Here is an 11,855-nt window from a genome sequence, read left to right on the forward strand (position 1 = left end):
GAAATTCACCTTCTTTTCTGCTCAAGAGCCGCCACGATTTCGGCGCTGGCCCGGCCGCTTCCATAAAGGTTTTCCGGATAAGGCGGCAGGGGATTCCGGCGATATTGCTCAACAGCCTTAACAATCCGTTCCGTTTCCGCGCCCGCGAGAGTGTTCCAGCCTGTTTGAACTGTCTCAACCCATTCTGTTTCGTCCCTCATGGTGACACAAGGCACCCGCCAAAGATAGGCCTCCTTCTGTACTCCGCCGGAATCCGTGAGAATGAGTTCCGCCCCTTTTTCGAGCAGAATCATTTCTAAATACCCCACAGGGTCAATCACTTGAACATTTTCCGGGATGGAAATTTTGTGGTCGCCAAGCAGTTTCTTTGTGCGGGGATGGAGGGGAAGTACGATCCGGCTGTCAATCCGGGCAAAGGCCTTAATTATTCCCGCCAGGCGGCTTGGATCATCCGTGTTTTCCGCCCGATGCACCGTGGCCAGGAGGTACGATTTTTCCTGATAGGGCGCCAGGTCATCCAGCCGGCGTTCCGCGGCCCGCCGGGCATGATAATACAGAGCGTCAGCCATAACGTCCCCGGTGCGGACAACTCCCTGTCTTAATCCTTCCCGGGCAAGATTTTGCACAGCCTGATCCGTGGGGCAAAACAGCAAGGCGGCAAGATGATCCGTCAGGACCCGGTTCACTTCTTCAGGCATTTGCCGGTTGTAGCTGCGCAGCCCCGCCTCAACATGGGCAATGGGAATATGCAGCTTGGCGGCGGCCAAAGCCCCCGCCAGGGTGGAGTTCGTGTCACCAAACACCAGCACCCAGTCGGGCTTTTCCTGGAGAAGTACTTCTTCTACTCCTGTCAGCATTTCCCCGGTCTGTGCTCCATGGTGTTTGGAACCCACCCCCAGAAAATAGTCGGGCTTGGGAATCCCCAGCTCTTCAAAAAACACATCCGACATTTGGTAATCATAATGCTGGCCGGTGTGAATGATTTTCTCTTCATGATCCTGGCGCAGGGCCTCCGAAAGAGGAGCCGCCTTGATAAATTGGGGCCTGGCGCCCAGTACGGTGATCACTTTCATCTAAACTTCCAACCTCAATTCGTTGTTTTCTCTGAGTTTCCGGACTCGGCAAGTTTTTATCCGCTCATATCCCCCGGGATCAAAAGAGCCGCGGCTATAACTCACGCTTTCCTGAGCGCCGCATGGCGCAGAACATAGCGGCCAATGCGCCGGAAGTCGTGATCCAGGGCGATCAAAACCAGGAGGTAAACAATCCCGGCAATTCCACCCGAAGCCAAAGGATGCAGCTGGCGCAGCAAATAGGCCACCAAAGCCATGACTAACGAGGCCAGGACGATAACCGGAAGCTGGCGCCATATTCGCACTTTGTAAACCTGGCGCCGCACCACTCCGTAATACATAACAAAGACATACAACTCCGTAATCAACGTCGCCACACTGGCGCCATAAATTCCATGACGGGGAATTGCGTAAAGGTTAATCCCGATATTTAACACCGCCGCTCCTCCTTGAATCCAGGCCCGGGTCCATTGCCGGTTGGTGGTGGTCAAGATGTCTCCCAAGGAGAAGCTCAGACATTCGAGGGCAAAAAACCAGCACAAAATCATCATAATGGGAATCGAGGCCTGAAAACGATGACTGTAAAGCCAGGTCAGCAAAGGATTGGCCAAAACAAAGAGCAGGACACTGCCCGGAATCCCTACCGCGCTTAAGACCTTAAAGATCTTCTCAATCGTCTCCCGGTGTTTGTCATGACTTTCCACTCCGAGCTGAAAGAGAACAGGATACATAACACTGGTTAAAATTCCGGGAATGAACAGAAGCACGGAAATCAGCCGATAAGCCGCCGAGTAGATCCCGATTTCCCGCGAGGTACGCATTAAGGAGAGCATAAACATGTCGATTTGAAAGTAGACATACAGGAAAATGACGGCGGCTCCATAAGGCAGCCCTTTTTTGAGCATTTCCAGCAAACGCTGCCAATTGAACTCCAGCCGGATACTTCGCCTCAGGTGAACATACAACATTAGCGAAATAACCAGAGCGGCGACTGTTTGGGCGTAGGTAATCATGACTACATTCCCTTTGGTCACCACCACAATGATCGTCAGCACGCCAATCAGGAATGTCGATAAAAACTGGTACATTGCCGCATAGTACATTTGCTGTTTGGCTTGAAAATAGTTGTAGACAGAGCTGTCTAAAGCATTTAGTGCACTGGCTATGCCGAAAACAACAACCATGCTCCGGATCGTCAAACTATAGCGGGCAGGCATCAAAACAAGCATCATCCCGTAGATAGCCAGCGAGGTCAAGGTCTTAAAGACCAGAGTGTTGCCTAAATAAAGCGGCAAGGCACTTTCATCGCGGGAGCCTTCCTGGACCATGTAATTGCTCAAGCCAAAATCCACAAAGAGAATAAAGGTGCTCACAAAAGCTACCGCTGAATTGTACTCTCCATAAACTGTCGGTCCTAAATAACGTGTGACCGCAATGGCCACAACGGCGGTAATGGCTTTGGACAGCACACTTGCCAGGCTCAAGGCGGCGGCATTTTTAAGGACTAAGCGAAGTTCCACTGCGGGCTCTCCTTTCTATCTCCACGTTTTAACCCAGCCTGCTGTCATTCCGACCGTAATGTTTGCGGTTATGTTTCCCGTTGGACTCTTTGAGCCTCCTGATAGACCTCAAGGGTCTTCTCAGCGTTAAAACGCCAGGTAAATTCCCGGCTGACGAGCTCTCTCCCCCGGACTCCCATTTCCTGCGCCCGTTGCGGATGCCTGAAAAGCTCGCGTATGGCGGCGGCGACCGCCGGCACATTTTGGGGCGGTACTGCTATACCCACCTCAGTCTTATCTAAAATCTCGGCAATTCCTTCACCTTGAGTCCCGATAATTGGCTTGCCGTAAGCCATCGCTTCAAGATAAACCACGCCAAAGGCTTCTTTCCAGCTCGGTAAAATAAAAACAGCACATTGGGACATTTCCGCCATAGCCTCAGGATGAGGCAAGCTTCCCAGGAATACAACATGCCTCTCAAGTCCCAATTCCCTGGTGAGGGTTTGCAAAGCCGGACCTTCCGAACCGGCGCCCACAATGCGATACTCCAAATCGGGAAACTCGTGGACCAGCTCGGGCAAAGCCTGCAATACCACGGCATGTCCTTTGTCCGGGCGCAAAAATCCCACGCTCAGGAGGCGGTGACCATTGCCCGTTTTGGAAGTGTCTTCCCCTTCCGGCTGCGGCGGCTGAAGCACATCTTCCAAATCCACGCCATTATAGACCACCTTGTACTTCGCCAAAGTGTCCGCCCAGGTTGCCAGTCCGTATTGATTCCTGAGCTTTTCACTTACCAGAATTACCTGAGAGGCCTCTCTGAGAGTCGCCCGCACACTCTCGGCGCAGGTATGGCTGCGCTTTAAGGTATAGGCAAAATCCTGGCCATGAATCGTGACGACAAGAGGCAGGTTATACGTTTGCGCAAATTTCCGGGCGGCCGCTCCGTCCGGATGGGCCACATGAGCATGAATTAAATCCACGCCCTGCCCGATCTGATCGAGAAAAACCCGGCGTATGCCCTGGGCAAAGGTTGTGGGGTAATACTCGAAAAACAGAGAGCGCGGAAACTCCAGCACCCGGGGATGAAAGACCGGAAATCCGTCCGGTTGTTCCCAAAAGGGAACCGCGGGATACCCTCCCCACTTGCCGCGTCCCGCCAGCAAGCCCGGTACCCAGGGCACCGGCGCCACTACCCTCACGTCGACTCCCAGCCGGGACAAAGCGACGGCCTGTTGGCGGACAAAGATTCCTCCCAAGGGAGATACGGCATTGGGATACATATGAGATAAGATTAACACACGCATCTTACGGCTTCCTCGCAGCTAAAATTCGCTCATAGAGCCCGAGCAATTTGCTTTGTTCTTTTTCCCAGGTATATTCTCTTTGAAACGCATCCCAGCCATTTTGAGCACAGCTCAAAGCCTTTTCCGGATTTTCAAGCAAGGTACAAATATCCTGAGCGAGGCTTTCCGGATTTCCGGGCTCATTAAGCAGCCCACACTGATTTTTCTCAATAATTTTTTCGATATAGCCGAAACGCGACCCCACCACAGGCAGGCCCGCGGCCATGTATTCCAGGAGTTTAACGGGAATCGCCTTGCGGTAATTCAAGGTTGGCAGCAAAGGCACAAGGGCGATAGAGCTCCGGGCCAAAACCCCCGGTACCTGCTCATAGGGCACTTTCCCGCGCAGGTGGACCCCTCCGCGCTCCAGCCAGGGTTCGAGCCGGGAAAATTCCGGTCCTAAGTCCTCTGTCTCCGCCGGTCCCACTAATTCACACACGACTTCGGGGTGTTTAAGCCGGACTAAAGGCATTGCCCGCAAGATGATCTCCAGGCCCCGTTCCCGGTTAATCCCGCCGAGGTATAAAATAACGGGCGGTTTCATCCCTGCCGGCCGGGGAAATTCAAACTGGCGTTTAAGGGGATAGTTATGGAGAATCTCCCCTTCCGGGTTTTCCCGCCGAAATAGCTCCGCCATATGATCGTTAACCGTTACAATGCCGGCAAAGGAACGTGCCGCCCGCTTTTCCAGCAGATCAACCGTCCGGGCCACAAGCTTGCGCAGAGGTCTGGGAATCCAGTAGCGCGTAAGCAGACTGTCGCCATAATATTCATGGACATCATAAATCACCGGCTTCCCGTGTTTGCGGCTTAAGCGCAAGCCCACCGGAATCAAATCCGGATCATGAAAATGATAGATGTCCGCATTTTCCCGCAGGGCTGTCTGATAAAGAACATTCAAACGCCAAATCCTGTCCGCTCTGGCGGAAAGGGGGGGCACGGCCTGAATCCGAATCCCGTCTTTGCTCAGCGAAGTCTCGTAAGGGGCCACTATGACCACTTCATATCCCGCTTCCGCCAAGCTGCGGGCTTCCTTATGAAAAATGCGCTCGTCAAAAGGAGAATGAGCCGTGGTTAAAATGCAGGCTTTCAAAAGTTTTCCCCTTCTATTCTATAAATTAAGCCCATAAACAAAGCAAACAAGGTCATTAACTGGAGATTGTAAAATATCCCGGCCGTGATGTTGTAGACAAAAACCGCCGCCGTGGCCGCCACGAAGGCAATGCAAAGCATAGTTTTGGTCTCCCGTATACCTTGGTCGGAGGCTGAGAAATTAAACAGTCTGACTTTCTCCAGAGCAGCTTTAACCGGCCGCAGGAAAAGCCAAAAATACAGGGCCAGGCCAACAACACCGTAACGCCGGGTTACCAAAGCATACTCGTCATCAACCAGGGTCGTCATCGTTTTTTTGGCTGTGCCCCAGCCCAAAATCGGGGATTCTTTAATGTATTCAAAGGCATTTCCCGCCCTTAAAAAATGCCCTTGGGCTGAAGTGCTGTTGCCCAGGTCGGTTGCTTCATTGATGCGGGTTGTGAATTCACGCGGCGAGGTAAAAAAGATCAGCAAGGTCAAAAGGAACAAAGCTCCCACCTTTAACAGCATGTCCTTTTTCCACCGGTATTTAAACAAAGCCCACAGGCTCAGCACGGTGAGCACGAGAGCCGTCGCTAAAAGGGCGGTGCGCGAAATTGTCATAAAGGTTAATTTAATAGTAAGTCCCACCGCCACAAAGAGGAGCACTGCTTTTAAACGCTCATTCTCCCGGAAATAAAACATGGTCACAAATAAAGTCAAGGTCAGGACGGCAAAAATCCCCATAACATTAGGATTATCGAAGGTGCCCAGAACACGGGGGGGGTTGGCGTTCACCAGGTTATCCAGGTGAGATTGCGCAAAAAAAGGAGTTAACCAAGCGTTGACATTGGCTATGTTCAAGAACTGGCTCCAGGAAAGGACCAGGATAATCCCCAAGCCTACGAGGAAGGTTTTGCACAGAACACTAAACTCCCCTTCCTGTAAATCCAGGGAAAGCGCCAAAGTTGCAGCCAGATAGTATTTGGCAAGAGTGACCCCTTCCATAATGTCCCGCACACTAAAGGGCGTCCGCAAAAAAATTGCCGCGAAAAGGTTGGACAGAACCATGGAACCTAAGAAAAGCAAAAAAACATTAGAAACCGCCCTTACTGCCCGGGACTGGTCTTCATGGTAAGACAAGCCCAAGTTGTACTCCGAGGGGGAACGGTAAATCAGCCACAGCAATACATTGAGGGCAAATACCCCAAAAAGCAAAACGTCATCCAAACGCAGGCGAGGCAGAGTAGAACGAATTTCCATCGAGGGCAAGAGCATCGCGGAAAGCATAATGGCTAAAATAAGCAGCAATTTATTCGAGTTAGTGCGTGTAACCCCTGTGTTCCAGAACATCTATCTTTATCCTCCTTGTTTCCAAACCTATTGCCAAGACCGGGATCTTTGGGGGGCCGCAGTTTCCATCACTCTTTCGCCATCACCGGCGAGGCCTCCAAACGCTCTTGGACCTGTCAGGGTAAAAGTTCATCTTCGGGTACTTCCCGCACCTCCCGGGCCGGAAAGCCTTTGAGAACATGTTTTTCCGCCGTGTCCTTCGTAACCAAGGCTCCCGCGGCCACGAAGGTTTCAGGGGCTACTTTGACGCCTGGCAAAAGGATGGCTGCCCCGCCAATTCTGGCGCCTTTCCGAATCGTCGCACCTTTGATCGCTTTAAAACGCTTTTCCGTGCGGCCCATGTAGTTGTCGTTTGTCGTCGTAACCATGGGCGCAATAAATACCCGCTCCTCGATTTCCATGTAAGCTGTGATATAAGAGCCCGTTTGAATCTTAGTATAAGAACCAATTTTGGTATCATTCTCCACGGCCACTCCGCTTCCGATCACCACGTTCTGACCGATTGTACAGCGTTCCCGGACAACCGCCCCATCTCCGATGAAAGCCTTGTCGCCATAAGTTGTCCCCGCATAGAGCACTGCGGAACAGCCGACAGTGTAGCCGTCCCCCATTTTGAGGGGAGGAAGATCCGCCTGTACCTTTACCGTACTCGTAGCGGCGGCTTTAGGCGAGCGGCCAATTGAGGAGCTGCTGCCAACAAACCCGTCTTCGCCGAGAGAAGCATGAGGATAGATCGTACTGTGGTCTCCGACTCTGGAACGTTCACCAAGTTCCGCTCCGGACCCCAGGGTAACGTAATTCCCCAGTTCACTTCCCGCACCCACCTTTGCTCCGGCGCCCAGCACACATCCCACGCCTAAGACTACCTTTTCTCCAAGCACGACATTTTCTCCGATGACGCAAAACGGTCCAACCTGCGCACTCGACGGCACAGCCGCACTGGAAGCAATCTGTTGATTCATTGTGTCAGCTCCTCTCTCAGCTCTCCACGAGCGGGAATACCACCGGCTCTTTCGTCTCCTGGCATTTATAGATCGCCAGGATAATTTCAAGAGCTTTGCGGCCTTCCTCCCCGGGAATTGCCGGTCTCCGCTCTTCCCGAACGGCATGAATCATATCCAGGATAAGCTCACGGTGCCCGAAGCCATAGACGTTGGGCGGGTCAATTTCCTGTCCGGCGAAAATTTCTTTTTGCTCTTCACTGCTGTCGGGGAATTCCCAAACTTCGATGCGATTGACGGCAATTCCGCCGACAATGACAGATCCCGTCTCGCCGAAAACATTTAAAGTCTCTTCAATGTTCTTGGGATAAATCGTCGAGGCTGCTTCGATAAGACCGATAGCGCCGCTTTTAAACTTAATTACGGCCGCGCCCATGTCCTCCATTTCAATTTTGCGCATAAACGTCGCTGTATATCCAAAAACAGATTCCACAGGTCCAAACATCCATTGCAGCAAGTCGATGTTATGAATGGACTGGTTCATCAGAACTCCGCCGTCCTGGAGTTTCGTCCCGCGCCAGGGAGCCTGAGTGTAATAATCAGCATTGCGATTCCAGCGCACGGTAGCCTGCCCGTGAGTCAATTTGCCGAAACGGCCGTCTTCCAGCGCTTTGCGCAGCAGCTTAATCGAGGCGTTGAAACGGTTCTGATGAATAACCCCCAATTTAACGCCGGCTTTTTGACAGGCTGCGATCATGGCATCGGCTGTTTGCAAAGTCATAGCCATTGGTTTTTCCACGAGAATATGTTTTCCCGCCTCGGCTGCGGCAATGCCGATTTCGGCATGCAAGCCGCTGGGAGTAGCAATGGTCACAACGTCGACATCTTCTCTTTGCAGCATTTCCTTATAATCCGTGTAAGGATCTGCTCCGTACTTGTCGGCAAATTTCTGAGCCTGCTCAGGCAGTATATCGCATACTGCCACTAATTCTGCTTCCGGGAGAGCAACGATAGACTCGGCATGCTTGGGGGCAATCCGTCCGCACCCGATAATCGCAAAGCGCATCTTTTTTTCTTCTTTCATAATCTTAACAGCTCTTTTCTTTGTAAATTTTCCTTAGTCTTCAGAATCGTTTCCGGGCGTTCCCCTTAAAATGGCCAAACTATTTAATTGGTAAAATATAACTGATCCGATATACAGGTTTAAGGGGAATCAATAGATTCCCCTTAAATCCCTTGTCTTTGAATGGTCTTCAATTCGTTCCCTTGCCGCTTAGATTTTGGCGATTTTCTCGCGGTGTTCAGGAACGTTTTTCGTAGCGTTACGGGTATCCACTACAAGCTTCGCCTTTTCCACCACCCGCTCATAATCAATGGCACTGTGATCGGTTAAAATCAGAACTCCGTCCGCTTCCGTCAGCACTTCATCCGTCAGGGGAACGCTCTCCAGACGCATAGTGCTGCCGCCATGAGGCTCAATGACCGGGATATAAGGATCATGATAGCTAATGCCGGCACCTTGTTTGCGCAGAAGTTCCATAATTTTTAGAGCAGGTGATTCCCGCACATCGTCAATGTCTTTCTTGTAAGCCACGCCCAGAACAAGAATTTTAGCGTCTTTTAAACTTTTGTTTTCTTCATTGAGAGCTCTAATGACCCTGTTGACGACGTAATAGGATACCTCAACGTTAATTTCCCCCGCCAGCTCGATAAACCGGGTATGGAAATCGTACTCCCGGGCTTTCCAAGTCAGGTAGAAGGGATCAATGGGAATACAATGGCCGCCCACGCCCGGACCCGGATAGAAGGTTTGAATGCCAAAAGGTTTCGTGCCCGCGGCTTCGACAACTTCCCAGATGTCAATTCCCATGCGGTCACAGAGCATCATCAGCTCGTTAACCATGGCAATGTTTATGGCGCGATAGGTATTTTCAAAAACCTTGGTCAATTCGGCGGCAGCCGGTGAGGAGACGGGTACGACATTCGTGATGGTCTGCATGTATAAGGCATAAGCAATCTCCAAGCAGACGGGCGTCATTCCCCCGACTACTTTCGACGTGTTTTTCGTGCTGAAGCGTTTGTTGCCCGGGTCAACCCGTTCCGGTGAGAAAGCCAGAAAAAAGTCCTGTCCTACTTTAAGGCCGGATTTTTCCAAAAGGGGAAGAATGACTTCTTCAGTTGTGCCGGGATAAGTTGTGCTCTCCAGAGTGATTAACTGTCCCGGGCGCAGGTATTGGGCGATCTTTGCGGAGGAAGCTTCAATATACGAAATGTCCGGATCACGTGTAACCGTCAAAGGGGTAGGGACACAAATGATCACGACATCACAGTCGGCTAAACGCGAGAAATCCGTGGTCGCAGCCAATAACTTTTTGGCCACCATATCCCGCAAGTCCTCATCCTTGACATCCCCGATATAGTTATCCGCAGCATTCACCCGGTCGACACGCGCCTGGTTGATATCAAAACCAATGACCGGAAAGCCGACCTTAGCCTTTTCCACTGCTAAAGGGAGGCCCACATACCCTAAGCCGATAACCCCAACTTGAGCCTCGTGTTTCAAGATCTTTTCCTTTAGGGCTTTGGCGATAACATCCTCACTGGTAATCACGTTCTGCACGCTCATCATTATTGTTGAATTCCTCCTTATTTGGCTACCGCATTAGTGTTTTTCTTACGAAAGGTCGGAATGACAGTCTGCAGCAGGGAGATCACTTCATCCCGCGTTAAAGAACTGCCTCGCTCTCGAACCGTATGGGTGAGGTCTTCTAAAAGACCCACATCAATAAAGCTTGGCTTTGCGACAAATATGCGGCTGTGTTTGGTAGACGTTATGCCCTCTTCAGCTGTCAGCAATTCCTCGTAGAGTTTTTCCCCCGGCCGAATCCCCGTGAATTGTATCTTAATATCGACATCAGGCTCGAAACCTGAAAGCCGGATTAAGTCTTTTGCCAAATCCAAGATTTTAACAGGCTTACCCATATCCAATATGAAAATTTCCCCGCCCTGAGCCATGGCCCCGGCCTGGATGACCAGCTGGGTAGCTTCCGGAATCGTCATAAAGTAGCGGACCATCTCCGGGTGAGTGACGGTGACAGGACCTCCCTTGGCAATTTGCCTCTTGAAGGTTGGAATGACACTTCCGTTGCTTCCCAGAACATTGCCAAAGCGAACGGCTACAAACTTTGTCTGTGAACGGCGGTCCAGGTTTTGAATAAGTAATTCTACGGTTCGTTTGGTGGCTCCCATAATACTGGTCGGATTGACCGCTTTGTCCGTGGAAATCGAAACAAACGTTTTTACCCGGCATTCATCAGCTGCTTCCGCCAGGTTCTGAGTTCCCAGCACATTATTTTTCAGAGCTTCCTCCGGATTTCTCTCCATCAGCGGAACATGTTTATGGGCGGCGGCGTGAAAGACCACTCCCGGCTTATAGCGGTTAAAAATTAAGAAAACCTTTTCCCGGTCCTTAATATCCAGGATCTCCGTGACATAATCAATGCCCGGGCGTTCAGCGCGAAGTTCCTGCTCAATCTCAAAAATGCTGTTTTCTCCGTGTCCGATTAAGACTAGTTTCCCGGGATTAAATTTGGCGACCTGACGACAAATTTCCGAGCCGATTGATCCGCCTGCCCCGGTGATAAAAACCGTCTCACCAGAAACATAGCCTGCAACCTCCTCCAAATCAACCGAAACGGGATCACGGCCCAGCAAATCCTCGACTTGGACCTGGCGAATGGGATTGACGTTAATATCCCCGCTGATGATATCATAAACACCCGGCATAATTTTCAGGTCAACCCCGGACTTTTCGCAAATTTGCACAATCTCCCGGACTGACTCTCCCGACGCCGAGGGCATGGCGATAATTACTTCGTCGACATTGTGATTTTTGACAACCCGGGAAATATCTTTGCGCGTTCCCAAAACGGGAATGCCCAGCAAATGCAGCTTGAGCTTCTGACGGTTATCGTCGATAAAACCGATCGGCCGTCCATCGCGATAGTTGCGGTTTTTCAATTCTCTGGCCGCCAAAACTCCGGCATCGCCGGCGCCGACAATCAGAACCTGTTTTTGCGAACCCGGAACATGACGGTCGAAGACATTTTCCTGCAAGATCCGCCAAATAAAGCGGGAACCGCCAATTAAAAAAACCATGACCAGCCACAGCAGGATGGCAGCGGAATTGGGCATCCTTAAGGGGAAGGTTGCCAGAACAGCGCTGTAATAATAAACCACGGCCACCGTGCCGCCCGTTCCCACGGTCACGGCATAAACAATGGAAAGCAGCTCTCCTGTGCTGGCGTACTGCCACAGGCGATTATATAAACCAAAAATATAAAACACCGCAATGTACAAAATAGTGGCCACTACGGCCGTGTGGTAATATGTCTGATAGTATTCCGCCGGGATGTGTCCGAAGATTTCGAAGCGCAAATAAAAACTGCCAAAGGCTGCTAAGTTAATTAACAGAGCATCAATCAGCATCAGAATCAGTGTACGTTTGCGAAATAACACTTAGCTCAGCCCCTTCTAAATTTAGCGAACGATGGAACTTTATCGTTCTAAAGTTTA

9 protein-coding genes are annotated in these 11,855 nt (G+C 51.0%); all 9 read right to left on the minus strand.

Annotated features, from left to right (window positions below; translation table 11 throughout):
- Positions 1 to 5: 5 nt before the first annotated feature.
- Positions 6 to 1,073 (minus strand): non-hydrolyzing UDP-N-acetylglucosamine 2-epimerase, encoded by a 1,068-nt coding sequence (gene wecB, locus REC12_RS18190; RefSeq protein ID WP_308896926.1) that lies wholly within the window; start codon positions 1,071 to 1,073, stop codon positions 6 to 8.
- Between the two features lie 101 nt (positions 1,074 to 1,174).
- Positions 1,175 to 2,593 (minus strand): flippase, encoded by a 1,419-nt coding sequence (locus REC12_RS18195; RefSeq protein ID WP_308896928.1) that lies wholly within the window; start codon positions 2,591 to 2,593, stop codon positions 1,175 to 1,177.
- 68 nt (positions 2,594 to 2,661) lie between these two features.
- Positions 2,662 to 3,876 (minus strand): glycosyltransferase, encoded by a 1,215-nt coding sequence (locus REC12_RS18200; RefSeq protein ID WP_308896930.1) that lies wholly within the window; start codon positions 3,874 to 3,876, stop codon positions 2,662 to 2,664.
- A gap of 1 nt (position 3,877) precedes the next feature.
- A complete protein-coding gene (locus REC12_RS18205) occupies positions 3,878 to 5,008 on the minus strand; it encodes a glycosyltransferase family 4 protein (RefSeq protein ID WP_308896932.1) in 1,131 nt (376 codons plus the stop codon).
- Entirely contained in the window at positions 5,005 to 6,339 is a 1,335-nt protein-coding gene (locus REC12_RS18210; RefSeq protein ID WP_308896933.1) for an O-antigen ligase family protein, read from the minus strand. Before REC12_RS18210 ends, REC12_RS18205 begins: the two co-directional genes overlap by 4 nt.
- Before the next feature lie 116 nt (positions 6,340 to 6,455).
- A complete protein-coding gene (locus tag REC12_RS18215; RefSeq protein WP_308896935.1) occupies positions 6,456 to 7,301 on the minus strand; it encodes an acyltransferase in 846 nt (281 codons plus the stop codon).
- A gap of 16 nt (positions 7,302 to 7,317) precedes the next feature.
- The gene (locus REC12_RS18220) at positions 7,318 to 8,364 is read right to left on the minus strand and encodes a Gfo/Idh/MocA family protein (protein ID WP_308896937.1); all 1,047 of its coding nucleotides are present in this window, start codon (positions 8,362 to 8,364) and stop codon (positions 7,318 to 7,320) included.
- Between the two features lie 189 nt (positions 8,365 to 8,553).
- Entirely contained in the window at positions 8,554 to 9,909 is a 1,356-nt protein-coding gene (locus REC12_RS18225; protein ID WP_308896938.1) for a nucleotide sugar dehydrogenase, read from the minus strand.
- 17 nt (positions 9,910 to 9,926) lie between these two features.
- A complete protein-coding gene (locus tag REC12_RS18230) occupies positions 9,927 to 11,798 on the minus strand; it encodes a polysaccharide biosynthesis protein (RefSeq protein WP_308896940.1) in 1,872 nt (623 codons plus the stop codon).
- Positions 11,799 to 11,855 lie beyond the last annotated feature (57 nt).

The sequence above is a fragment of the Candidatus Desulfosporosinus nitrosoreducens genome, assembly GCF_030954495.1.
GTDB lineage: Bacteria > Bacillota > Desulfitobacteriia > Desulfitobacteriales > Desulfitobacteriaceae > Desulfosporosinus > Desulfosporosinus nitrosoreducens.

Bases quoted from the DNA above. Each gene is read 5' to 3' on its own strand.
- wecB (WP_308896926.1), bottom strand. From the start codon at position 1,073: ATGAAAGTGATCACCGTACTGGGCGCCAGGCCCCAATTTATCAAGGCG.
- REC12_RS18200 (WP_308896930.1), bottom strand. From the start codon at position 3,876: ATGCGTGTGTTAATCTTATCTCATATGTATCCCAATGCCGTATCTCCC.
- REC12_RS18210 (WP_308896933.1), bottom strand. From the start codon at position 6,339: ATGTTCTGGAACACAGGGGTTACACGCACTAACTCGAATAAATTGCTG.
- REC12_RS18215 (WP_308896935.1), bottom strand. From the start codon at position 7,301: ATGAATCAACAGATTGCTTCCAGTGCGGCTGTGCCGTCGAGTGCGCAG.
- REC12_RS18220 (WP_308896937.1), bottom strand. From the start codon at position 8,364: ATGAAAGAAGAAAAAAAGATGCGCTTTGCGATTATCGGGTGCGGACGG.
- REC12_RS18225 (WP_308896938.1), bottom strand. From the start codon at position 9,909: ATGATGAGCGTGCAGAACGTGATTACCAGTGAGGATGTTATCGCCAAA.